Source organism: Pseudomonas sp. NY15181 (genome assembly GCF_048068055.1).
Classification (GTDB): Bacteria; Pseudomonadota; Gammaproteobacteria; order Pseudomonadales; family Pseudomonadaceae; genus Pseudomonas.
In genome coordinates this window covers 202,089-224,826 of record NZ_JBLUPT010000003.1, presented here as the reverse complement: position 1 = coordinate 224,826, position 22,738 = coordinate 202,089, and the positions used below count along the sequence as shown (strand labels likewise).

General features: G+C 65.5%; 19 protein-coding genes. 7 read left to right on the top strand and 12 right to left on the bottom strand.

Going from position 1 to position 22,738, the window contains the following annotated elements; genetic code table 11:
* Positions 1–3 precede the first annotated feature (3 nt).
* Positions 4–1,068, bottom strand: a complete 1,065-nt coding sequence (locus tag ACNFBT_RS09605; RefSeq protein ID WP_416748716.1) for a GGDEF domain-containing protein — start codon at positions 1,066–1,068, stop codon at positions 4–6.
* A 196-nt stretch (positions 1,069–1,264) separates the two neighbouring features.
* On the opposite strand from ACNFBT_RS09605, the gene ACNFBT_RS09600 reads away from it, so the two are divergent.
* Complete coding sequence (locus ACNFBT_RS09600) at positions 1,265–1,684, top strand: 3-isopropylmalate dehydratase (protein WP_416748714.1); 420 nt, start codon at positions 1,265–1,267, stop codon at positions 1,682–1,684.
* Positions 1,685–1,703: 19 nt separating this feature from the next.
* On the opposite strand, the gene ACNFBT_RS09595 is transcribed toward ACNFBT_RS09600, so the two are convergent.
* Complete coding sequence (locus ACNFBT_RS09595; protein ID WP_416748712.1) at positions 1,704–2,141, bottom strand: HIT family protein; 438 nt, start codon at positions 2,139–2,141, stop codon at positions 1,704–1,706.
* Positions 2,142–2,280: 139 nt separating this feature from the next.
* Here ACNFBT_RS09595 and ACNFBT_RS09590 point away from each other — a divergent pair, with 139 nt between their 5' ends.
* Entirely contained in the window at positions 2,281–2,985 is a 705-nt protein-coding gene (locus ACNFBT_RS09590; RefSeq protein ID WP_416748710.1) for a glutathione S-transferase N-terminal domain-containing protein, read from the top strand.
* Positions 2,986–3,241: 256 nt separating this feature from the next.
* Here ACNFBT_RS09590 and hrpA read toward each other — a convergent pair whose 3' ends face one another.
* Together hrpA and fadD1 are read right to left on the bottom strand one after the other, a co-directional pair.
* On the bottom strand, positions 3,242–7,261 hold the full coding sequence (hrpA, locus tag ACNFBT_RS09585; protein WP_416748708.1) for an ATP-dependent RNA helicase HrpA: 4,020 nt from the start codon (positions 7,259–7,261) through the stop codon (positions 3,242–3,244).
* A 211-nt stretch (positions 7,262–7,472) separates the two neighbouring features.
* Positions 7,473–9,158, bottom strand: coding sequence for a long-chain-fatty-acid--CoA ligase FadD1 (gene fadD1, locus ACNFBT_RS09580; protein WP_416748706.1), 1,686 nt, complete (start codon positions 9,156–9,158; stop codon positions 7,473–7,475).
* A gap of 461 nt (positions 9,159–9,619) precedes the next feature.
* Between fadD1 and ACNFBT_RS09575 the strand changes: the two genes are divergently transcribed.
* Entirely contained in the window at positions 9,620–9,856 is a 237-nt protein-coding gene (locus ACNFBT_RS09575; protein WP_416749443.1) for a YdcH family protein, read from the top strand.
* 75 nt (positions 9,857–9,931) lie between these two features.
* On the opposite strand, the gene fadD2 is transcribed toward ACNFBT_RS09575, so the two are convergent.
* Positions 9,932–11,620: a long-chain-fatty-acid--CoA ligase FadD2 gene (gene fadD2, locus ACNFBT_RS09570; protein ID WP_416748703.1), complete on the bottom strand. Its 1,689-nt coding sequence runs from the start codon at positions 11,618–11,620 to the stop codon at positions 9,932–9,934.
* 336 nt (positions 11,621–11,956) lie between these two features.
* Between fadD2 and ACNFBT_RS09565 the strand changes: the two genes are divergently transcribed.
* The 3 genes from ACNFBT_RS09565 to ACNFBT_RS09555 all read left to right on the top strand — a co-directional run bounded on the left by ACNFBT_RS09565 (position 11,957) and on the right by ACNFBT_RS09555 (position 14,699).
* Complete coding sequence (locus ACNFBT_RS09565) at positions 11,957–12,910, top strand: lysophospholipase (RefSeq protein ID WP_416748702.1); 954 nt, start codon at positions 11,957–11,959, stop codon at positions 12,908–12,910.
* Positions 12,907–13,377: a MaoC family dehydratase gene (locus ACNFBT_RS09560; protein ID WP_416748700.1), complete on the top strand. Its 471-nt coding sequence runs from the start codon at positions 12,907–12,909 to the stop codon at positions 13,375–13,377. The genes ACNFBT_RS09565 and ACNFBT_RS09560 overlap by 4 nt, the downstream gene beginning before the upstream one ends.
* Before the next feature lie 143 nt (positions 13,378–13,520).
* A complete protein-coding gene (locus ACNFBT_RS09555; protein WP_416748698.1) occupies positions 13,521–14,699 on the top strand; it encodes an MFS transporter in 1,179 nt (392 codons plus the stop codon).
* Here ACNFBT_RS09555 and ACNFBT_RS09550 read toward each other — a convergent pair.
* From ACNFBT_RS09550 to ACNFBT_RS09520, 7 genes are all read right to left on the bottom strand, one after another.
* A complete protein-coding gene (locus ACNFBT_RS09550) occupies positions 14,680–15,537 on the bottom strand; it encodes an efflux RND transporter periplasmic adaptor subunit (protein ID WP_416748696.1) in 858 nt (285 codons plus the stop codon). The two genes, ACNFBT_RS09555 and ACNFBT_RS09550, sit on opposite strands and share 20 nt — an antisense overlap.
* Before the next feature lie 13 nt (positions 15,538–15,550).
* Complete coding sequence (locus ACNFBT_RS09545; protein WP_275610691.1) at positions 15,551–15,760, bottom strand: DUF1656 domain-containing protein; 210 nt, start codon at positions 15,758–15,760, stop codon at positions 15,551–15,553.
* A complete protein-coding gene (locus tag ACNFBT_RS09540) occupies positions 15,747–17,735 on the bottom strand; it encodes an FUSC family protein (protein ID WP_416748694.1) in 1,989 nt (662 codons plus the stop codon). Before ACNFBT_RS09540 ends, ACNFBT_RS09545 begins: the two co-directional genes overlap by 14 nt.
* A gap of 182 nt (positions 17,736–17,917) precedes the next feature.
* Positions 17,918–18,028 carry a cytochrome c oxidase subunit CcoM gene (gene ccoM, locus ACNFBT_RS09535; protein ID WP_279381559.1) on the bottom strand — a complete coding sequence of 37 codons (111 nt, stop codon included), beginning with the start codon at positions 18,026–18,028 and terminating at the stop codon, positions 17,918–17,920.
* Between the two features lie 216 nt (positions 18,029–18,244).
* A complete protein-coding gene (locus ACNFBT_RS09530; protein WP_416748692.1) occupies positions 18,245–18,400 on the bottom strand; it encodes a hypothetical protein in 156 nt (51 codons plus the stop codon).
* Positions 18,397–18,996 (bottom strand): alpha-ketoglutarate-dependent dioxygenase AlkB family protein, encoded by a 600-nt coding sequence (locus ACNFBT_RS09525; RefSeq protein ID WP_416748690.1) that lies wholly within the window; start codon positions 18,994–18,996, stop codon positions 18,397–18,399. The genes ACNFBT_RS09530 and ACNFBT_RS09525 overlap by 4 nt, the downstream gene beginning before the upstream one ends.
* A gap of 51 nt (positions 18,997–19,047) precedes the next feature.
* Positions 19,048–19,350 (bottom strand): aspartate-semialdehyde dehydrogenase, encoded by a 303-nt coding sequence (locus ACNFBT_RS09520; protein ID WP_416748688.1) that lies wholly within the window; start codon positions 19,348–19,350, stop codon positions 19,048–19,050.
* A 223-nt stretch (positions 19,351–19,573) separates the two neighbouring features.
* On the opposite strand from ACNFBT_RS09520, the gene rapA reads away from it, so the two are divergent.
* Positions 19,574–22,426 (top strand): RNA polymerase-associated protein RapA, encoded by a 2,853-nt coding sequence (gene rapA, locus ACNFBT_RS09515; RefSeq protein WP_416748687.1) that lies wholly within the window; start codon positions 19,574–19,576, stop codon positions 22,424–22,426.
* The last annotated feature ends 312 nt before the right edge of the window (positions 22,427–22,738 follow it).

The following is a 22,738-nucleotide window of genomic DNA, read 5'->3' as shown; positions in this document are numbered from 1 at the left end:
CACTCAGACCGGGTCGCTGTGCACCAGTCGGTTGCGTCCTTCCGCCTTGCCTCGATAAAGGCGGCGGTCGGTGCAGCGGTAGAGTTCGTCGGCATCCAGGCCGTCGGTGGGCCACTCGGCCAGGCCGAAGGTGGCGGACAGCGGAATGCGCTGCCCGGAGTACTCCAATGGCCGCCGGGCCACTTCCTGGCATAGCGCCTCCACCAGCGGCTGGGCATCGAAGCGGTCGGTGAACGGCAGCAGGATGCCGAACTCCTCCCCGCCCAGGCGGCCGATCAGGTCGGTGGCACGCAGCCGGTGGCGCAGGGACTTGCACAGGTGCTGCAGGGCCTTGTCACCGGCCTCGTGCCCCCACTGGTCGTTGATCAGCTTGAAGTGATCGACGTCCAGCACCACCAGCACCAGCCGCGTGTCGTAGCGGGCCGACTCCTGGATGCAGCGTTGCAACGCACGCTGGAAGCTTTCGCGGCTGGCTACCCCGGTCAGCGCGTCGGTGAGTGCGAGATGGCGCAGTTGCTTGTAGGCATCGGCGCGACGCCCTTCGTAGAGGTGCATGAAGGCCAGTACCAGGACGCCGCAGAAGATGCCGTTGCCGATGTCGATCAGCCCTGGCGCATCCAGCCGCAGGTGGTTCATGTAGAGGTACATCAGGGTCGCCAGCAGCATGAATGGCACGCTCAGCAGAAAACCGCGCCACTGGCCCAGCAACAGATAGGCCATGACCGGCATCAGGTAGACCCAGACGAACGCCGAGGCCGAGGCCTTGGGCATGACGATGATATAGAGGATGAAACAGAAGGTCGGAAGCAGGTAGGCGAAGATCCACGGCACCAGATGGCGCACCCGCTTGAGCCGGTGCGAGGCCCACAGCAGCAGGCCGCAGGCAGCCGCTTCGACAGCGGCCAGCCAATAGTTGCCGGCCAGGCTCTGGAGGACGCAGAACACTCCCAGGGTCACGCCGGTGCAGACGAAGATCAGCCGCATCAGCAAGCGGTGATCGGCTTCTTCCAGCCCCGATGGCCCGGTGCTGGGCTCGTAGAGTTGTTCGGGATCGCTGTTGCGGTACATCAGCCTGGCTCCTTGGCTCGGCCGTCAGCGGGTCGACCACCCCCGTCATCCGGCCTTGTCTCCCGTCACAGAAGACTACTCCAATTTCCCACAGTACGTAGGGCTATCTGAGCGAATCATTCGCTGAGCAGGCCGATTCACTGCAGGATCGGCCGCTCTGGGCTAGCCTTCGCTGCATCATCCGTGGAGGAAATCTATGCGTTCGATCCTTGCCGTCCTGCCGTTGCTGGTGCTGTCCGGTTGTGCCTCGTACCAGAGCGATGAAGTCCATCCCGTTCCCACCGACCGCCTGCTGGCCTATCAGCAACCGGGCAAGGACAGCGTCAAGGTCGACGTGACCCGCGACGTGGGTTACATCGGCGGCGGCTGCTACGTCGCCGTCACCATCGACCATGAAGTGGCGGCGCGCATCGGCAAGGGCGAGTCGGCCAGCTTCCACGTGCCGGCGGGCAAGCACGTGGTCGGCATCATCGGCGACAAGGACGGCGACGGCCTGTGCAGCAAGGCCATGCTGCGCCGCGAACTGCTGGTGTCGCTGGAGCCCGGCCAGGACAACAGCTTCCGCATCAACAGCGACAACCGCACCGGTTTCGACATCCAGCCGGCGGTCCGGTAACCGCCAGCCCGGGCTCGTCTCAGCCGTTCAAGCGAGCGACGAGGCGCGCCTGCAGCTTCTCCAGTTCAACCGCCTCGGCCTTGTTCGCCGCGTGAATCCCCAGGCCTTCGCCGGCATAGCGCGGGACGATGTGCATGTGGATATGGAACACCGTCTGCCCCGCTGGCGCGCCGTTGAACTGGGCGACCTGCACGCCATCGGGGCTCAGCTCGTCGACGATCACGCCGGTCAGGCGCTGCACCACGCGCATCACCTTGCCCAGCGCGTCGGGATCGACTTCGAGGATGTTGCGTGCCGGCGAGTTCTTGGGAATCACCAGGGTGTGGCCATAGGACTGCGGGAACAGGTCGAGGAAGGCGAGCACGTCGTCGTCCTCGTACAGCTTGTAGCAGGGAGCGTCGCCGCGAATGATCTGGGCGAAGATGTTCTGCGGATCGTAGGTGCCGTGCAGGCTCATGGTGAGTTCCTTTTCCCTTGACTGGGTGTGGGTCCGGTGACTATGGGGCCGCACCATACCGGTTTGTCGCGCGCGGGTCATGACCGGCGACGCGCAGGGGTCTATCCTGAGGCCTTTCGCTCAACAGACCGGAGTTTGCATGTCGGATCTTTCCGCGTTCCCCATCACCCGCAAATGGCCCGCCGAACACCCTGACCGCCTGCAGCTGTACTCGCTGCCCACGCCCAACGGCGTGAAGGTGTCGATCATGCTGGAAGAGCTGGGCCTGCCCTACGAGCCGCACCTGGTCAGCTTCGAGCGCAACGACCAGCACTCCCCGGAATTCCTCTCGCTCAACCCGAACAACAAGATCCCCGCGATCATCGATCCCAACGGCCCGGACGGCAAACCCCTGGCGTTGTTCGAGTCCGGCGCGATCCTGGTCTACCTCGCCGACAAGACCGACTCGCTGATCCTCCCCGGCGCCACCGGCCGCTACGAGACATTGCAGTGGGTGATGTTCCAGATGGGCGGGATCGGCCCGATGTTCGGCCAGATCGGCTTCTTCAACAAATTCGCCGGCAAGGACTACGAGGACAAGCGCCCGCTGCAGCGCTACGTCGACGAAGCCAAGCGCCTGCTGGCCGTGCTCGACCAGCGCCTGGAAGGCCGCGACTGGATCATGGGCGAGCGCTACACCATTGCCGACATCGCCACCTTCCCGTGGATTCGCAACCTGATCGGCTTCTATGAAGCGGGCGATCTGGTGGGCTTCGAGAACTTCCACAATGTGAAGCGCGTGCTGGAGCGATTCCTGGCGCGGCCGGCGGTGCAGCGTGGGCTGGGGATTCCGAAGCGGGACTAAAGCGCGGAGGCGGAGGCAAAGCCGCTATGCGGCTCCCTTCACCCCAGCCCTCTCCCGAAGGGAGAGGGGGGTGTCCGTGAACACTGAGGGTTCAGCCCGTAGGGCGTACAACCGTTCGCGGTTGTACGCCGATACGCCATGATCGTCAGTTGACGCATTGGTTGAGCTAGAAGCACTCGGTGACAAGCGTCCTGGTTGAAGTCGGAGCGGCCGGAAACCCAGGTCAAACGGTGTATAACGTCGAACGTTATACACCCTACGCCTCGACCTGGCTCCATTGCTTCGACAGGCGCTTGTCCGACACCGGCACCTTCGTCCCCAGTTGCTGGGCGAACAGCGAGACGCGGTATTCCTCCAGCATCCAGCGGTACAGCACCAGCTCGGGGTCACGTTTGCCTTCCTGGCAGTGCTTGGCCAGGCGCGCCGAATACTGCTCCCAGTAGCCGGCCATCTCGCCGCTCCACACGCGGTCGCGCTGGACTTGCCCTGCCACCTTGTCCAGACGTTGCTCGACCGCCTTCAGGTAGCGCGGGTACTCCTTGAGCCACTCCAGCGGCGTGTCGCGCACGAAGCCGGGGTAGACCAGCCTGGCCAGTTGCCCCTTCACGTCGTTCAGCGGCACCGTCATGGCCAGGTCGATCTTGCCCTTGAAGCGCTTCTGCAGGCCGTGCCAGAGCTTGAGGATTTCCAGGGTCAGGCGGGCGATGCGCTCGGCGTGCTCGGTCCAGGCGCCGCGCTTCTTCTCGGCCAGCGAGGCGAGCCCGGCGCCATCGCGCGGCAGGCTGCTTTCACCGTCGAGAATGGCGCTGTCCAGGCTGGCCAGCAGGATGTCTTCCACCAGCGCCTCGACGCGGCCCAGCTCGCGGTAGAGCAGGCCCATATCGGTCTGCCCGGGCAGCTTGCCACGCAGGAATTTGGCCGGCTCGGCCAGCTGTTGCAGGAGCAGGCGTTGCAGCGCGCGGCGGTGCTGGTAGTCGGCTTCGGCCTGGGTCGGGAAGCGGTTTTCCTTCACCACGCCGGCCTCTTCCACCAGCGCCGGGTAGACCGTCATCGACAGCCCGGCGACCTTCTGCTGGGTCTTCTCCGCGACCTCGGCGAAGCCTTTGGCCTCCACCGGTTTCTGCGGCTTGTCGGCTTGCGGAATCGCCAGCGCGGCCTGGCTGGCCTCAGCGAAACGCGCTGTGAGTTCGGCCAGATCGCGGCCTTCGCCGAGGAACTTGCCGCGGGCATCGACCACTTCGATGTTCATCCGCAGGTGGCTTTCCACCTGGGTTTCGGCTTCCGCCCAGGCTTCCTCCGCGACGCGGCTGCCGGTCATGCGCTGCAGCTCGCGACCGAGGGATTCGGACAGAGCGCCCTCGGCGAAGACCATCTTGCCCAGCGCCGCCTTGACGAAGTCCGGCACCGGCACGAAGTTCTTGCGGATGGCCTTGGGCAGGTTGCGCACCAGGGCCACGCACTTGGCTTCCAGCAGGCCCGGCACCAGCCATTCCAGGCGTTCGGCGGGCAGTTGCGGCAGCAGCGGCGCCGGCACCCGCAAGGTCACGCCATCGCGTGCGTGACCGGGTTCGAAGTGGTAGGTCAATGGCAGCTGCAATTCGCCCAGGCGCAGGCGGTCCGGGTAGAGGCCGGCGGTGACTTCGCTGGCATCACGGGCGAGGACATCTTCCTCGCGCATGATCAGCAGGTTCGGCTGCTGCTTGTGCTCGCGCTCGTACCACTTCTCGAAGCTGGCGGACTGGTAGATATCCGCCGGCAGGCGCGCGTCGTAGTAGGCGTACAGGGTTTCCTCGTCGGCCAGGATGTCGCGCCGGCGTGCCTTGGCTTCCAGCTCGTCGAGCTTTTCCAGCAACTGGCGGTTGGCCGACAGGCACTTGGCGCGGCTGTTGATCTCGCCACGAACCAGAGCCTCGCGGATAAACATCTCGCGGGATACCGGCGCATCGATCGGGCCGTAATGCACGGCGCGGCGGCCGACGACGATCAGGCCGTACAGGGTGACCTGCTCGTAGGCCACCACCTGGCCACGGCGTTTCTCCCAGTGCGGTTCCAGGTAGTTCTTCTTCACCAGGTGCCCGGCCAGCGGCTCCAGCCAGTCCGGCTCGATCTTGGCGACCATGCGGGCGAACAGCTTGGTGGTCTCCACCAGTTCGGCGGCCATGATCCACTGCGGCTTCTTGCGGCCGATCACGCTGGAGGGGTGAATCCAGAAGCGCCGCTGGCGCGCGCCGAGGTAGTCGCCCTCCTCCGCCTTCTGGCCGATCTGGCTGAGCAGGCCGGAAAGGATCGCCTTGTGCACCGCGGCGTAGTCGATGTCGCGCGTCTTCGGCTCATCCGCCTTGGCCACCGGCTGGCGACCGCGATTGTCGTGCAGCTTGGCCTGCTCGCGAGCGGGCTCGGCCTTGCGCTGGGCACCTTCTGCCTTGGCGCCAAAGGGCAACTGCAGTTCGCGGCAGATCAGCGTCAGCTGGCGATGCGCATCGCGCCACTCGCGCAGGCGCAGGTAATTCAGGAAGTTCTTCCGGCACCAGTTGCGCAGCGGGTTAGAGCCCAGCGCCTGGCGCTGCTCCTCGAAGCCGCGCCAGAGGTTGATCAGCGCGGCGAAGTCCGAATCCGGGTCCTTCCACTGGGCGTGGGCCTGGTCGGCGGCCTGCTGGCGATCCATCGGCCGCTCGCGCGGGTCCTGCACCGACAGCGCGCTGGCCACGGTGAGCACTTCCGGCAGGCTGCCCAGTTGCGCCGCTTCCAGCAGCATGCGGCCCAGGCGCGGGTCGATGGGCAGGCGCGCGAGCTGGCGACCCAGCGGCGTCAGCTGGCCCTCGCGGTTCACCGCCGAGAGTTCCTGCAGCAGGGTGAAGCCGTCGTTGATCGCCTTGCCGTCCGGCGGTTCGATGAAGGGGAAAGCCTCGATGTCGCCCAGGCGCAGATGCAGCATCTGCAGGATCACCGCCGCGAGGTTGGTGCGCAGGATCTCCGGATCGGTGAAGGCCGGGCGGCCGTTGAAGTCTTCCTCGCTGTACAGGCGCACGCAAATGCCCGGCTCGACCCGGCCGCAACGGCCCTTTCGCTGGTTGGCACTGGCCTGGGACACGGCTTCGATGGGCAGGCGCTGGACCTTGGCGCGGTAGCTGTAGCGGCTGATGCGCGCGGTGCCGCTGTCGATCACGTAGCGGATGCCCGGCACGGTCAGCGAGGTTTCCGCGACGTTGGTGGCAAGCACGATCTTGCGCCCCGGCATGGGCGCGAAGATTTTCTGCTGCTCGGCTGGCGTCAGGCGCGCATAGAGCGGCAGCACTTCGGTGTGGCGCAGGTTGGCCTTGCGCAGCATGTCGGCGGCGTCGCGGATCTCGCGCTCGCCGGGGAGGAACACCAGCACGTCGCCGGGGCGCTTGCCGATCTCGCGCTCATGGGCGGCGATCTCGTCCAGCGCGCGGAGGATGCCCTGGTCCACGGAAAGATCATCGAACAGCGCTTCACCGTCCTCGTCCACTTCCGCCGCCAGCGGGCGGTACCAGGTTTCCACCGGATAGGTGCGGCCGGAGACCTCGACGATGGGCGCATCGCCGAAGTGCTTGGAGAAGCGCGCAAGATCGATGGTCGCCGAGGTGATGATCAGCTTGAGGTCCGGGCGGCGCGGCAGCAGCGTCTTGAGGAAGCCGAGCAGGAAGTCGATGTTCAGGCTGCGTTCGTGGGCTTCGTCGACGATGATCGTGTCGTAACGCTCGAGGTAGCGGTCGTGCTGGGTCTCGGCGAGCAGGATGCCGTCGGTCATCAGCTTGATCAGCGTGCTCTCGTCGCTCTGGTCCTCGAAACGCACCTGATAGCCGACCAGCGAGCCCAGCGGCGTACCGATTTCCTCGGCGACACGGGTCGCCACGCTGCGCGCGGCGAGGCGGCGCGGCTGGGTGTGACCGATCAGGCCGTGGGTGCCACGGCCCAGCTCCAGGCAGATCTTCGGCAGCTGGGTGGTCTTGCCCGAACCGGTTTCGCCAGCGATCACCACCACCTGGCTCTTCTGCAGCGCGGCCTTGATCTCGTCGCGCTTGGCGGCGATCGGCAGGCTGTCGTCGTAGCGGATCGCCGGGATGCTCGCGCGGCGCGCCTCGACCTTGGCGCAGGAGGCCTGGAAGCGCTCGGCCCACTGGGCCAGCTTGGCGTCGTCCGGGTGCTTGCGCAGTTCGTGGAGCTGCCGGCGCAGGCGATGGCGATCGCGGATCAGCGCGTGATCCATGCGTTGCAGGAGCTGTTCGGGAGTAGGCGTGCTTTCGGCAGTCATGGGCTTCGCGGGCATCTGGGCGGGAGCGGCGCGAGCGGGTGCGGAGCCGGTCCCTGGAATGGGCTGTCATGGCGACAATCCGCGAATTGTCGCAAAAGACCGGCACGGGCCGCCACGTCGATCGCTTGGCGGACTACCCTGCCAGGCCGAACGCCCCTGATGCAGGCAGGCATAAAAAACCCGCCTTGCGGCGGGTTCTCTGTCCTTCGGCTCAGGCCTTGGCCTTCTTGAGCTCCTGGTCGCGCAATTCGCGGCGCAGGATCTTGCCGACGTTGGTGGTCGGCAGGCTGTCGCGGAACTCAACGGACTTGGGACGCTTGTAACCGGTGAGGTTGTCGTGCATGTGCTGCATGACTTGCTCCTTGGTCAGGGTGACACCCGGCTTGGACACCACGAAGACCTTGATCGACTCGCCGGACTTCTCGTCCGGGATGCCGATGGCGGCGCACTGCAACACGCCCGGCAGGGTGGCGAGCACGTCTTCCAGCTCGTTGGGGTACACGTTGAAGCCCGACACCAGGATCATGTCCTTCTTGCGGTCGACGATGCGCATGTAGCCGTCGTCCTGGATGATCGCGATGTCGCCGGTACGCAGCCAGCCGTCCTTGTCGAGGATCTCGTCGGTGGCTTCCTGGCGCTGCCAGTAGCCCTTCATCACCTGCGGGCCCTTCACGCACAGCTCGCCACGCTCGCCCAGCGGCAGGTCCTGGCCGTCATCGCTGATGACCTTGCACAGGGTCGACGGAACCGGAATGCCGATGGTGCCGATCTGGATGTTCTGGAACGGGTTCACCGACACCACCGGGCTGGTTTCGGTCATGCCGTAGCCTTCGCAGATGGCGCAGCCGGTGACGTCCTTCCAACGCTCAGCAGCGGCCTGCTGCAGGGCCATGCCGCCGGAGAGGGTCAGCTTCAGCGCGGAGAAGTCCAGCTTGCGGAAGCCGTCGTTGTTGCACAGGCCGACGAACAGGGTGTTCAGGCCGACGAAGCCGGTGAACTTCCACTGCGACAGTTCCTTGACCATGCTCGACAGGTCGCGCGGGTTGGTCACCAGGATGTTGTGGTTGCCGGTGAGCATCATCGCCATGCAATGGAAGGTGAAGGCGTAGATGTGGTACAGCGGCAGCGGCGCGATGAGGATCTCGCAACCTTCGTTGAGATTGGCGCCCATCAGAGCCTTGCACTGCAGCATGTTGGCGACCAGGTTGCGGTGGGTCAGCATCGCGCCCTTGGCCACGCCGGTGGTGCCGCCGGTGTACTGCAGCACGGCCACGTCGTCGCTCTTGGGCGAAACTTCCTTCACCGCCTTGCCACGGCCCTTGGCCAGGACGTCGGTCAGCTTCTGCGCCTGCGGCAGGTTGTAGGCCGGCACCATCTTCTTGATGTGCTTGACCGCGAAGTTGACGATGAAGCGCTTGAGCGGCGGCAGCATGTCACCCACTTCGGTGACGATGACGTTGCGGATGCCGGTCTTGGGTAGCACTTCCTCGGCCAGGTGGGCCATGTTCGCCAGGCACACCAGCGCCTTGGCGCCGGAGTCGTTGAACTGGTGCTCCATTTCCCGCGCGGTGTACAGCGGGTTGGTGTTGACCACGATGAGGCCGGCGCGCATGGCGCCGAAGACCACGACCGGGTACTGGAGCACGTTGGGCAGCTGCACGGCGATGCGATCGCCGGGCTTGAGATCGGTGTGTTGTTGCAGATAGGCCGCGAAGTCCCCGGAGAGCTTGTACATCTCGCCGTAGGTCAGGGTCTTGCCCAGGTTGCTGAAGGCAGGCTTGTTTGCAAAGCGTTGGCAGGACTCTTTGAGTACCGCGAGGATGTTCGGGTACTGGTCAGCGTTGATCTCGGCAGCGATCCCCACTGGGTATTTGTCCTTCCAGAAATTGTCGGTCATGGAAGCCCACTCCTAAGCAACAGCTCATCTTTACCGCAGTGCGGTTCGTTGTTGTGTTTATGTCGCTTTCCCTGGAGGCAGGGAGCGAAAAGCGGGCCGAGATTAGCAGCTTTGAGAAACAGCGACCAGCACCAAACACAGCCTTGTCAGTCAGAAAAATGACCAGAAACAGCTGTTTCGGTCACCCACCTCCCACTCGTCGGAAAAGCCCGTCCCAGAAGGGCCGCAGCCTTGTTGGATTGTCTGACAAAGACGATTTCAGGGAAATGAAACCGGAAAAAAGGACGGGGACTGGAGGTCAGGCCGGTCTCCGCCACGGGAGTCAATCGCCGGAGTTCGATCAGGCGATTTCGCGCAGCCCCACTCGATGTCCCATCGTCGCGGAGTCTTCAGTGATCTACCTCAACACTCGCCAGATCCGGATCCCGCAAAGTGCTTTTGCACTCTCCTGGAGAACCCTCATGTTTCCCGAATTCCGTGAAAAGATTACCCGCCTCAAAGCCGAGGATCCGCACTTTGCAAAGCTCTTCCATAGCCACAACGATCTCGACCAGCAGATCAAGAACATGGAAGCCGGTATCACCCCTGCATCGCACGACGCCATCGAGGCGCTGAAGAAGCAGAAGCTGCAGCTCAAGGACGATCTCTACGAGATCCTGCGCAAGAAGGACGGCTGCTGTGGCGGCTGTGGTGGCTGACCGGCTCTGGCCGACAACCCGCCATAAAAAAGGGGGCTGATCCTGGATCAGCCCCCTTTTTCGTCCACGCTCACCTCACGCGGTTTCGCGCAGCTCCCGTCGCAAAATCTTGCCCACCGGCGTCATTGGCAGTGCGTCCTTGATGACGATGTGCTTGGGCACCTTGTAGCCGGTGAAATTCTCCTTGCAGTAGGCCTTGAGCTCTTCCACCGTCACCCCACCCTCGCGCGGCACGACGAACAGCTTCACCGCCTCGCCGGATTTCTCGTCCGGCACACCCACCGCCGCGCAGTTGGCGACTTTCGGGTGGGCCATGACCACGTCTTCGATCTCGTTGGGGTAGACGTTGAAGCCGGAAACGATGATCAGGTCCTTCTTGCGGTCGACGATGCGCACGAAGCCGTCCGGGTCGATCACCGCGATGTCGCCGGTACGCAGCCAGCCTTCGGCGTCCAGCACCTCGGCGGTGGCTTCCGGGCGCTGCCAGTAGCCCTTCATCACCTGCGGGCCCTTCACGCACAGCTCGCCGCGCTCGCCCAGGCCGAGGTCGCGGCCGTCGTCATCGATCACCTTCAGCGCGGTGCCCGCCACCGGGATGCCGACAGTACCCAGGCGCGCCTTGTCGCCGTAGGGATTGGTGGTCACCACAGGCGAGGTTTCGGTGAGACCGTAGCCTTCGACCACAGAGCAACCGGTCATGGCCTTCCAACGCTCGGCGGTGGCGGTGACCAGCGCGGTGCCGCCGGAGTTGGTGACCTTCAGGTTGGAGAAGTCGATCTCCTTGAATTCCGGGCGATCCATCAGGGCGACGAACAGGGTGTTCAGGCCCAGTAGCGCAGAGAAACGCCACTGCTTCAGCTCCTTGATGAAACCAGGAATGTCGCGCGGGTTGGTGATCAGCACGTTGTGGTTGCCGTTGACCATCATGCACATGCAATTCGCGGTGAAGGCATAGATGTGGTACAGCGGCAGCGGCGCGATCATCACCTCGTTGCCCACCTGCATCAGCGGCTTGCCGTCCGGGCCGTGTTGCTGCAGGCAGGCGTGCACCTGCTGCATGTTCGCAACCAGGTTGCCGTGAGTGAGCATGGCGCCCTTGGCCACGCCGGTGGTGCCGCCGGTGTACTGCAACACCGCGATGTCTTCCAGGCCAACCTTGACCGGCTGCAGGCCATGGCCACGCCCCTGGCGCAGGGCGTCCTTGAAGGAGACGGCCTGGGGCAGGCTGTACTCCGGCACCATCTTCTTCACGTGCTTGACCACGGTGTTGACCAACAGGCCCTTGAGCGCGGGCAGCAGGTCGCCCATGCGGGCCTCGATCAGGTATTCGATGCCGGTGTCGGGCAGCACTTCCTGCACCAGCTTGCCGAACAGGTTCACGTAGACCAGCGCGCGAGCGCCGGAATCCTTGAACTGATGGCGCATCTCGCGGGCGGTGTAGAGCGGGTTGGTGTTGACGACGATGAGGCCGGCACGCAGGGCGCCGAACACGGCAATCGGGTATTGCAGGACGTTCGGCATCTGCACGGCGATGCGGTCGCCGGGCTTGAGATCGGTATTCTTCTGCAGGTACGCGCCGAAGGCGGCGGACAGGCGGTCCAGCTCGGCGTAAGTCAGGGTCACACCCAGGTTGCTGAACGCCGGACGGTCGGCGAACTTCTTGCAAGAGCGCTCGAAGACTTCCACCACGGACTTGTAGGCGCCCAGGTCGATGTCGCTGGGCACGCCGGCCGGGCGTTTGTCGTTCCAGAAATCAGGTTGCATGTTTTTCTTATCCTCGTACCTGAGCGAAACCAAACCGCCATTGCGGTCATTTGACGGAAGCTAGCAGTTCCCCCGGTCAGCGCAAAGACTCCCGCAAGCGTCATTGACTGCGTGAATCTTGCCCCACCACCCCCGGCCAGGCGGGATCGGCCCCAGTGCCTGGCGTCGCGGGAAGCCTAGGCCAGCCGTGGCAATCCATACAGGAAATGTCCGGGCGCCGGCCTGAGCAAAAATCGCCTGGGCAGACTCGCGCAGCGCTGTACACTGCGCAGCGTCGGCGACGATCGCCGTGTCTCACCTGCGATCGATAATTCGTACAACAATCGGGAAGGACCCATGCCCTACGCTGCCTACTGGCTGACCGCCAGCGACGAGACGCCGTTGTACACCCGCCACTGGGCACCGGAAGGCCCGTCCCGCGGGGCCCTCATGCTGTCCCACGGCATGGCCGAGCACGCCGGCCGCTACGAGCGCCTGGGCCTTGCGCTGAACGCCGCCGGCTACCACCTCTACGCAATCGACCAGCGCGGCCACGGCCGTACCGCCGAACACGGCGAACTGGGCCACTACGCCGACCGCGGTGGCTGGGGCAAGGTGATCGGCGACCTGCATACGCTGAACCGGCACATCCGCGAGGAGCAGCCGGACCTGCCCATCGTCCTGCTCGGCCACAGCATGGGCAGCTACATCGCCAGCGCCTACCTGATGCAGCACAGCGCCAGCCTGAAGGCAGCGGTACTCTCCGGCTCCAACTACCAGCCGGTGGCGCTCTACAAGAGCGCCCGCTCCATCGCCCGCTTCGAACGCTGGCGGCAAGGTCCGCTGGGGCGCAGCGCACTGATCGACTTCCTCTCCTTCGGCTCCTTCAACAAGGCCTTCAAGCCGAACCGCACTGCCTTCGACTGGCTCAGCCGCGATCCCGCCGAAGTCGACAAGTACGTCAACGACCCACTCTGCGGCTTCCGCTGCAGCAACCAGCTGTGGCTGGACCTGCTCGGCGGCCTGGCCGACATCACCCCGACTGAACACCTTGCGCGCATCCGCAGCGACCTGCCGGTGCTGGTGATCGGCGGCGAACGCGACCCGGTCAGCCAGGGCAAGCGCCTGAACGATCTCGCCCAGGCGATGACCCGGGCGGGGGTACGCGACGTCCAACTGAAGATTTATCCCGACGCCCGTCATGAGTTGTTCAACGAGAGCAACCGCGACGAAGTCACCCGCAACCTGATCGACTGGCTGGGCGCGCATTGTCCCGTCCGCCAGCCCGAGACTCTCGAGGAGCCCCTATGACTTCCGTGCAAAACGTCCCCTATGAAGAACTCGAAGTCGGCCAGAAGGCCAACTTCAAGCGCAGCGTCGGCGAGCGAGACATCCAGCTCTTCGCCGAGGTCTCCGGCGACCGCAACCCGGTTCACCTGGACGCCGAATACGCCGCCACCACCCAGTTCAAGGAGCGCATCGCCCACGGCATGCTCACCGGTGCACTGATCAGCGCGGCGATCGCCACCACCCTGCCCGGCCCGGGCACCATCTACCTCGGCCAGAACCTGACGTTCACCCGTCCGGTGAAGCTGGGTGACGAACTGACGGTGGAACTGGAAGTGCTGGAAAAGCTGCCGAAGAACCGCGTGCGCATCGGCACCGTGGTGCTCAATCAGGACGGCAAGGCCGTGGTGAAAGGCGAGGCCGAAGTGCTGGCGCCCGCTGAGAAACTCAACATCGAACTGCCTGCCCTGCCGCCGATCACCATCGGCTGATACGCATTCCGGGGCCGGTTATCCGGCCCCGGAAACTTGTATACAGTTTCCCTCTCAACTACCCTCCCCCTTCGTCAGTTCAATCAACTGGGATAACCGAAGGCCTTCCGCCCGAAACCCCATTACCGGGAATCGGAGCCGCCATGGACCTTCGACTGCTTTTGCTGTCCCTCTGCACCTTCGCCGCCGGCCTCGCCGAGGCCATCCTCACCGGCATCCTGCCCTCGCTCGCCGATGACCTGGGGGTATCCCTCAGCCTCGCCGGCCAGCTCACCAGCCTGTTCTCCCTGAGCTTCGCCATTGCCGCGCCACTGCTCGGCTGGGTGGCCCGGGGCGTCGATTGCCGTCGCCTGCTGGTGATCACCCTGCTGGTGTTCTCCGCCTTCAACGCCGGCGCGGCGCTGAGCCCCGGCTACGCGGCTCTGCTGCTGATGCGCATCGGCATGGCCGCCTGTTGCGGGTTGCTGATCATGCAGGCCAGCCTGCTGGCGGTGGAACTGGCGCCGCCGGCCCAGCGCGGGCGCGCCATCGGCCTGATCTTCATGGGCATCAGCGGATCGCTGGTGTTCGGCGTGCCGGCCGGCGTACTGGTGAACGAATGGGTCGGCTGGCGCTGGATCTTCGCCGCCATCGCCCTCTACTCCCTGCCGCTGGCCGCCCTGCTGCGCCTCGCCCTGCCCCGCCGCACGCTCGGCAGCCCGGCCAACGGCGCGGCGTACAAGCGCCAGTTGCGCAGCCCCGCGCTGAACCTGGCGCAACTGGTGTCGATCCTGCTGCTGGGCGGGCACTTCACCCTGTTCGCCTACATCACGCCGTGGTTCCAGCAGGTCGCCGGCATCGACGACAGCCAGCGCATCGCCCTGACCCTGCTGCTGATCGGCCTGGCGGCCATTGGTGGCGGTTACCTGGGCGGCTGGTTGAGCGACCGCCTCGGCTATCGCCGCGCCCTGGTCGTGGTGCCGGTGCTGTTCGCCCTGGCGATGCTGGCGATCCCGCTGAGCCTCGGGCATCCCTGGCTGTTGCTGATGGCGCTGATGGTCTGGAGCACCATCAGCTGGATGATTTCGCCGGCGGTGCAGAGCTACCTGCTGGCCAGCGACCCGGCCAGCGGCAGCGCGGGAGTGGCGTTGAACACCTCGGCCATGCACCTGGGCGTGGCCCTCGGCGCGGCGCTGGGTGGCGCGGTGATCAGCCTGGCCGGCATCGCCTGGACGCCCTGGGTCGGCCTCAGCCTGGTGACGGCATCGGTGCTTTGCGCGGCGCTGTCCTGCTGGCTGCAGCGCGAGCGGGACGACACGCCCCTCAGTGTTCCTTCACGGTGACGCTGGCGGTCATCCCCGCACTCAGATGCACACCCTCGGGCACCTTCTCCAGGCGGATGCGCACCGGGATGCGCTGGGCCAGACGCACCCAGTTGAAGGTCGGTTCGACGTTGGCCAGCAACTGGCTGTCGGGGATCGCGTTGCGGTCGGTGATACCGCTGCTGATGCTTTCCACGGTGCCGTCGATGGCCGTGTCGCCGCTCATCAGCACGATCCTCGCCGACTGGCCGACGCGAATGCCGGGGAGCTTGGTTTCCTCGAAGTAGGCGGTGACGTAGAAGGACTTCTGGTCCACCAGCGCCATCGCCGGCTGGCCGGCCTGGGCGTAGTTGCCCTGGGCCAGGCGCAGGTTGGTCACCTGGCCGTCGCGCGGGGCGCGCATTTCGCTGCGGCTGAGGTTCAGTTCGGCCAGACGCACCTGGGCCAGCGCCTCGTCGTATTCGCTCTTGGCTATGGCGGCGTTGATCTGCGCGGTCTCCTTGTCTTCGGCGCTGATCGCCGCAATCCCAAGGCGATTGCGCCGTGACGCCTCGCTCTGGCGCAGCAGGTACTGCTGGTGGCGGGTTTCGGCCAGCGCCTTGGCCTGTTCCAGGTTGGCGGCGTAGCGCTCGCGGTCGATGCGCATGATCAGGTCACCGGCCTTCACCTGCTGGTTGTCCTGCACCGCCAGATCGGTGACCCAGCCGGACACGTCCGGGGCGATCACCACCACGTCGGCGCGCACCCGCGCATCGCGGGTCCAGGGCGACAACATGTAGTAACGCCAGAGCCAGGTGCCGGCGAGCACGGCGCAGGCAACCAGAATCAGGGTGATGGCTACGCGAAGGAATCCGCGCATTCAACTTCTCCTCTCAAGGGGCTGCGCTCAGCGCCCAGGTGACACCACAGAGAATCAGCACGAACAACGAGCAATCGAACAACGCCTCGTGCCAGATCCAGCGGCCGAAGGGCGTGGCCTGCAGCAGCAGGCGCAGCACCACGGTAAGGCCCAGGGCCAACACCGCGTAGATGAACAACGGACTGAGGTAGACGCCGCCCCAGCCGACTTCATGCAGTCCCATGCTGATCCTCCAGTCGGCACCACTGCCGCCAAGTGTGGCGCAATTGCGCCAGGGCGGCGCGGGCCAGGCGATTGGGTTCGTTTTCACCGTGGAGATCACGCGCCAAGGCCTCCTCCAGTGGTTCGCAGAGCGATTCCAGGCGCTGCTCGCGGCCGCTGCCAGGCCCCTGTTCCAGCACGCTGGCGAGCGAGGCGAGGAACTGGTCGCGGGCCTTGCGCAACAGACCGTGGGCATTATTGAGGCAGGCGCGCATGTGGATCAGTTCGTTGCCCAGGTCCAACGCCAGCAGGCCGTCCTGCCAGCGCCGCTGCTCCTCCTTGGGCAACAGGGTGTAGTGCCGCGCCAGGCGGATCAGGCGGTCGGCCATGCGCCCGCCGAACCAGTTCTCCGCCTCTTCGATCGGCCGCCGGGTCAGGCGCCCGAGATCGACGCAGGTGGCCTGGATCAGGCGGCGGTTGAGCCAGTCCGCCGGCAGGGTCAACAGGCGGAACACCACGACCGCGAAGCCCACGCCGATGACCACGCCCTGTGCGGAATTGAGCAGGGACGCCAGGTCGTAACGCATCACGTTGCTCGGCGCCACCAGGGTGATGAAGTGGATCGCGAAGGACGTGGCGGTACCGGCCAGCACCGGCGTGGCCATGCCCAGCAAGGCGAAGAACAATGGCACGCCGAGGGCCATGCAGAGCAAGGGGAAACCATTCCACTGCGGCAGCAGCCACTGGGTGACCACCGCGGCGGCGGGTATCGCGTAGAGAATGCCGCGCAGGAAACCCAGGCCGATGGCGACGGCATTGTCGCGGTTGGCGAACAGGCTGCAGATCACCGCCGCCAGCAGCATCCCCCCGGTGGCGGCGGGCCACGCGGTGGCCATCCAGAAGGCCGACATGCCCAGCAGCGCCACGGCGCTGCGCAGACCATAGAACAGCGCCATCAACCAGTCGCGGTGCCAGGACAGCGTGCCGGTCGCCCGCTCGTCCACCGCCCCCGAAGCCACCGAACGCATGGTGTGCTCGGCCTCCACGGCCTTGCGAAGCAACAGCGCACAGCGGGTCAGGCAGTAGCGCAGGTCGTTGGACCGGGTGTCGTCGGTGCCCGCCTGCTCCAAGCGCTCGCCCAGCGCTTTCATCGACTCGACCTGCGGGTCCTGCAGCACCGCCTGCAACTCGTCGATCCAGGGTTGCAGCCGCGCCTGGTCGCGGTCGTCCAGCACGCTGCGCTGGCGGGCCACGCCGCGCGCGGTGCGCAACAGGCTGAGCAGGTCGCGGGAGAGGATGCGCAGCGCCCGCGAACGCATGCGCCCGCGATAGCCCTCGAACCAGGCGTGATCACGCTGCACGTCCACTTCGACGATCTTGCCCAACGCCAGCAGCAGACCCTTGATCTCCCGCGCATCGGCCTCTATCTCGCTGCGCGCGGCCTGCATCCCGGTGAGCCAGGTGGCCCGCGCCTGCTTGTCCAGGTTGGCCTCGACCCGACGCGGCCAGAGGATGGCGCTGACCGCCGAAGCGCAAAGGATGCCCAGGCAGATTTCCGTGGAGCGCGCCACGGCCTGATCGAACACCCCCAGCGGATGGCTGATCGCCGGCAGACCGATGATCGCCACCGTGTAGCCCGAAAGCACGAAGGCATACGACACGTGATTGCGCAGCGTGGTCGAAGCGGCGGTACACAGACCGAGCCATACCGACACGGCCAGCAGGAACAGCCAGGGTGTCTGGGCGAACAGTGCCATGATCACCACGGACATGGCGGTGCCGGCCAGGGTGCCGATCAGGCGGAACAACCCCTTGGCCACCACCATGCCCGACAGCGGCTGGGACACGATGAACACCGTCATCAGCGCCCATTGCGGCTGTTCGAGGTCGAAACGGAAGGCGCACCAGAGCGCCAGACCGCCGGCCAGGAGGGTCTTGATCGCGAACTTCAGCGCCAGCGTATCCGGCGCGAGGAATGCCTGTAGCGTAGGTCGCACGCGGTCTCTCGAAAGGCTCCGGGTCTATCGGCTAAAGATAGTCGGCCACGGGGATGGCAACATCGTTGCCAGATACATTATTAGCAAGCTAACAAAATATCATCCCAACTTTCGAGCAGGCAAAAAAAACGGGCGACCTAAGTCGCCCGAAGTGCCTTGCGTGCTCTGTATATCTGTAAGGATCAGCTCTTCTTGTGGCTGTCCTTCCAGATGAAAATTCCGATCCCACCGAAGAAAACGACCATCAGTCCGACGGTAACGATGCCTGCGAGAACCACTTCGTCGATGAACATGATGCTGGCCTCCTGTTTGCCTACATCGTCTGGGGATGTGTGCAGATTACCGGCGGCCGGGCGGGACAAATTGACCTGGATCAATGGTCGACAGAGCGCTTTCCGGCGAGGGCCGGAGCACTGACGCAGGTCAACTTACGGAGGGGGTCGGGTGCGGCGGGAAGCCGCGCAGAGCGGCACTTTTGCGGGAAAGGGGGCAGTCAGCAGCAGGAAAAATCAGCGCTTCTTCGGTTTGCCCTTCTTGCGCGTCTTGCCCAGCGGCAGCGCGTTCTCGAAGGCCTGGCGCACGTCCTGCAGGCGTTTTTCATGCACGTCGTGGATGCGCTTGTCGCGCTCGGAGGCGAAGTCGATCAGTTTGTCGTCGTTGCTCATGGCTGGGCATGCACCAGGCGGAAAGTCAGATTCAGGCGCGGTGCGACCGGACGGCGCGTCTTGGCGACCTGATGTTGCCAATAATGCTGCGTTGCGCCGGACATGACCAGCAGCGAACCGCCGGACAACTCGATGGAGTGTTCGATTGTGTTGCGTCCCTTGCGGCGCAGGTCGAAGCGCCGCGCGCCACCAAGGTTCAGCGAGGCCACCACCGGGTTGCGCCCCAGCTCGGGCTCGTCGTCGCTGTGCCACCCCATGGAGTCCTGGCCGTCGCGGTAATAGTTGAGCAATACGCCATTGAAGCGCTGCCCGGCCGCCGCTTCGACCCGCGTACGAATCTCCGCCAGCAGCGGCGTCCACGGCAACGGCGCGTGGATCAGGCCGGAGTAGGTATAGAAAGCCTCGGGGTCGCCGTACCAGGTGACCAGCCGCGGCACCGGATAGTTACGCCCGTGCAGGTGCACGCTGGGCTGTTCCCAGGGCGTCTCGGCGACCAGTCGCTCGAACCAGTGCGCCGCCAGCGACGGCGGACACCAGTCGGGCAGCAGGCGCAGCTCGGCATCGGGCAATCGGATCGGGGCATCGTCGAACAGCATGCGGGACTCGGCGCAATCAGGTGTTCGCCCAGCTTACTCCGAGCCTGGCCATCAGATCTCGATATCGATCCAGCGGCCCTTGCGCTGGGCATCCTGCGCGTCGCCCAGTTCCTCGACCTGCTCCAGCTCTTCCAGGGCCTCGCCCTCCGGGGTGCCATCGCTCGCCGGGCGACGCTTGCGGCGGCGCTGGTATTCCTCTTCCAGCGCCTCTTCGTCCGGGCGACGCTCCAGGCCCACGCCGGCGTTGCCCGCGCTGGGCGCGGGCGGGCTCACCGGGGCGACATCCGGTCGCGGCTTGGGCACGTCCTGCTGGGCGGTGACTGGTGTCACGCTGTGGGGAATGGGCAGCAGCATCTGGAAAGGTCCTGTCGGAACTCCTCTGGTCAGGCTATCGGCGGGCCCACTACAGACTTGAGTCCGGCTCGCTACACTTTCGTCATTTGCGGCAACTCCAGCGGGAGCCTTCGACGCCTAGCGCCCTCCTCCCGGCAGGCCTGACCGTCCGGACGACCGGAACCGTCATCGGCCATCGCTGAATGCCGCGCGTTCCGGTACCATAGCCGGCTTTTTTTGGGAGGTGTCCATGGCGCAGTATCAACCCGGTCAACGCTGGATCAGCGACAGTGAAGCGGAACTTGGGCTGGGGACCATCCTGGCGCTGGACGGCCGCCTGCTCACGGTGCTCTATCCGGCCACCGGTGATACCCGCCAGTACGCCGAACGCAACGCGCCGCTGACCCGCGTGCGCTTCGCCCCGGGCGACGAGATCACCCATTTCGAAGGCTGGAAGATGACCGTCCGCGAAGTGGACGAGATCGACGGCCTGCTGATCTACCACGGCATCACCGCGCAGAACGACCAGCGCACCGTGCCGGAAACCCAGCTGTCGAACTTCATCCAGTTCCGCCTGGCCAGCGACCGCCTGTTCGCCGGGCAGATCGACCCGATGTCCTGGTTCGGCCTGCGCTACCACACCCTGGAACACCGCACCCGCCTGCTGCAGTCCTCGCTCTGGGGCCTGGGCGGCGCCCGCGCGCAACCCATCGCGCACCAGCTGCACATCGCCCGCGAAGTCGCCGACCGCATGGCGCCGCGCGTTCTGCTGGCCGACGAAGTGGGCCTGGGCAAGACCATCGAAGCGGGTCTGGTGATCCACCGCCAGCTGCTCTCCGGCCGCGCCAGCCGCGTGCTGATCCTGGTGCCGGAAAACCTCCAGCACCAGTGGCTGGTGGAAATGCGCCGGCGCTTCAACCTGGAAGTCGCCCTGTTCGACCGCGAGCGTTTCCTCGAAAGCGACGCCAGCAACCCCTTCGAGGACACCCAGCTGGCCCTGGTCGCATTGGAGTGGCTGCGCGAAGACGAGAAGGCCCAGGACGCGCTGTTCGCCGCCGAATGGGATCTGCTGGTGGTCGACGAAGCCCACCACCTGGTCTGGCACCCGGAACAGGCCAGCCGTGAATACCAGCTGGTCGAGCACCTGTCGCAGGTCATCCCTGGCGTGCTGCTGCTCACCGCGACCCCGGAACAACTTGGCCTGGACAGCCACTTCGCCCGTCTGCGCCTGCTCGACCCGGACCGCTTCCACGACCTGGAAGCCTTCCGAGCCGAAAGCGGCCAGTACCGCCCGGTCGCCGAGGCGGTGCAGGAACTGATCGACCACGGCCGTCTTTCCCCCGCCGCCCGCGAGGCCATCCACGGCTTCCTCGGCAGCGAAGGCGACGTACTGCTGGCCAGCGTCGAGGACGGCAATGAAGACGCCCGCGCCCGCCTGGTGCGCGAACTGCTCGACCGCCACGGCACCGGCCGCGTGCTGTTCCGCAACACTCGCGCCGCCGTGCAGGGTTTCCCCGAGCGCCAGCTGCACCCCTATGCCCTGGCCAACCCGGTGGAATACATGGAGCTGCCGATCGGCGAGCACCCGGACCTGTACCCGGAAGTCAGCTTCCAGGCCCAGGCCGAGGACGGCGACGAGAACGCCCGCTGGTGGCGCTTCGACCCGCGCGTCGACTGGCTGATCGACACCCTGAAGATGCTCAAGCAGTACAAGGTGCTGGTGATCTGCGCCCACGCCGAGACCGCGCTGGACCTGGAAGACGCCCTGCGCCTGAAGTCCGGCATTCCGGCCACCGTGTTCCACGAGGGCATGAGCATCCTCGAGCGCGACCGCGCCGCCGCCTACTTCGCCGATGAAGAGTTTGGCGCGCAGGTGCTGATCTGCTCGGAGATCGGCAGTGAAGGCCGCAACTTCCAGTTCGCCCATCACCTGGTGCTGTTCGACCTGCCGGCCCACCCGGACCAGCTGGAACAGCGCATCGGCCGCCTGGACCGTATCGGCCAGAAGCACACCATCCAGATCCACGTGCCGCACCTGGAGAACAGCCCGCAGGAACGCCTGTTCCAGTGGTACCACCAGGCGCTGAACGCCTTCCTCAACACCTGCCCCACCGGCAACGCCCTGCAGCACCGCTTCGGCCCGCGCCTGGTGGAACTGCTGGACGGCGGCGACGACGAGGCCTTCGCCGCCCTGCTTGCCGAAGGCATGGGCGCCCGCGAAGCGCTGGAAGCCGAGATGCACAGCGGTCGTGACCGCCTGCTGGAGCTGAACTCCGGTGGTGCCGGTGAAGGCGAGGCGCTGGTGGAGGAGATCGAGGAGCAGGACGACCAGTTCGCCCTGCCGATCTACATGGAGCGCCTGTTCGACACCTACGGCATCCACAGCGAGGACCACTCCGAGAACGCGCTGATCCTGCGTCCGAGTGAGAAGATGCTCGACGCCAGCTTCCCGCTGGGCGACGACGAAGGCGTGACCATCACCTACGACCGCGCCCAGGCCCTGGCCCGCGAGGACATGCAGTTCCTCACCTGGGAGCACCCCATGGTGCAGGGCGGTATGGACCTGGTGCTGTCCGGCTCGCTGGGCAATACCTCGGTGGCGCTGATCAAGAACAAGGCGCTCAAGCCGGGCACCGTTCTGCTGGAGCTGCTGTTCGTCAGCGAAGCCGTGGCGCCGCGCAAGCTGCAGCTCGGCCGCTTCCTGCCGCCGGTGGCGCTGCGCTGCCTGATGGACGCCAACGGCAACGACCTGTCCGCCCGCGTGTCCTTCGAAACCCTCAACGACCAGCTGGAAAGCGTGCCGCGCGCCAGCGCCAACAAGTTCGTGCAGGCCCAGCGCGACGTGCTGGCCAAGCAGTTCGCCCTGGCCGAGACCAAGATCACCCCGCGCCATGCCGAGCGCGTGGAGCAGGCTCGCCAGCAGCTGACCGCCACGCTGGACGAGGAACTGGCCCGCCTGACCGCGCTCAAGGCCGTCAACCCGAGCGTGCGCGACAGCGAACTGGAAGCCCTGCGCAAGCAGCGCGACGACAGCCTGGCGTTGCTGGAAAAGGCATCCCTGCGCCTGGAAGCGATCCGCGTGCTGGTCGCTGGCTGATCCGGATACCGCGCAACGAAGAAGCCGCCACGGGGAAACCTGTGGCGGCTTTTTTCATGGAATGGATTGTGTTCGCGAGCAAGCTCGCTCCTACGAAGAGTCTGCCTGCGCCTCGCCCGATTTCCACCGACGGCGCCGACAACACCTGTAGGAGCGAGCTTGCTCGCGAACCCGCCCATGCACCGTAGGACGTACAACCACTTCCTACGGAAACACCCCGTTACACCGCTCTATTCCCGGCACTTTCGGACACACCGTCTACCATTGACGCTGCGCAAGGGAATCTCGCCCTCGGAGGGATAGAGTTTTCTT

Excerpts from the sequence above, each read along its gene's own strand:
- ACNFBT_RS09590 (WP_416748710.1), top strand. The coding sequence starts at position 2,281 with ATGTCGGATCTTTCCGCGTTCCCCATCACCCGCAAATGGCCCGCCGAA.
- ACNFBT_RS09545 (WP_275610691.1), bottom strand. The coding sequence starts at position 15,760 with ATGGGACTGCATGAAGTCGGCTGGGGCGGCGTCTACCTCAGTCCGTTG.
- ACNFBT_RS09560 (WP_416748700.1), top strand. The coding sequence starts at position 12,907 with ATGACTTCCGTGCAAAACGTCCCCTATGAAGAACTCGAAGTCGGCCAG.
- ACNFBT_RS09575 (WP_416749443.1), top strand. The coding sequence starts at position 9,620 with ATGTTTCCCGAATTCCGTGAAAAGATTACCCGCCTCAAAGCCGAGGAT.
- ACNFBT_RS09605 (WP_416748716.1), bottom strand. The coding sequence starts at position 1,068 with ATGTACCGCAACAGCGATCCCGAACAACTCTACGAGCCCAGCACCGGG.
- ACNFBT_RS09555 (WP_416748698.1), top strand. The coding sequence starts at position 13,521 with ATGGACCTTCGACTGCTTTTGCTGTCCCTCTGCACCTTCGCCGCCGGC.
- ccoM (WP_279381559.1), bottom strand. The coding sequence starts at position 18,028 with ATGTTCATCGACGAAGTGGTTCTCGCAGGCATCGTTACCGTCGGACTG.
- hrpA (WP_416748708.1), bottom strand. The coding sequence starts at position 7,261 with ATGACTGCCGAAAGCACGCCTACTCCCGAACAGCTCCTGCAACGCATG.
- ACNFBT_RS09600 (WP_416748714.1), top strand. The coding sequence starts at position 1,265 with ATGCGTTCGATCCTTGCCGTCCTGCCGTTGCTGGTGCTGTCCGGTTGT.
- ACNFBT_RS09595 (WP_416748712.1), bottom strand. The coding sequence starts at position 2,141 with ATGAGCCTGCACGGCACCTACGATCCGCAGAACATCTTCGCCCAGATC.
- ACNFBT_RS09530 (WP_416748692.1), bottom strand. The coding sequence starts at position 18,400 with ATGAGCAACGACGACAAACTGATCGACTTCGCCTCCGAGCGCGACAAG.
- fadD2 (WP_416748703.1), bottom strand. The coding sequence starts at position 11,620 with ATGCAACCTGATTTCTGGAACGACAAACGCCCGGCCGGCGTGCCCAGC.
- ACNFBT_RS09520 (WP_416748688.1), bottom strand. The coding sequence starts at position 19,350 with ATGCTGCTGCCCATTCCCCACAGCGTGACACCAGTCACCGCCCAGCAG.
- fadD1 (WP_416748706.1), bottom strand. The coding sequence starts at position 9,158 with ATGACCGACAATTTCTGGAAGGACAAATACCCAGTGGGGATCGCTGCC.
- ACNFBT_RS09565 (WP_416748702.1), top strand. The coding sequence starts at position 11,957 with ATGCCCTACGCTGCCTACTGGCTGACCGCCAGCGACGAGACGCCGTTG.
- ACNFBT_RS09550 (WP_416748696.1), bottom strand. The coding sequence starts at position 15,537 with ATGCGCGGATTCCTTCGCGTAGCCATCACCCTGATTCTGGTTGCCTGC.
- ACNFBT_RS09525 (WP_416748690.1), bottom strand. The coding sequence starts at position 18,996 with ATGCTGTTCGACGATGCCCCGATCCGATTGCCCGATGCCGAGCTGCGC.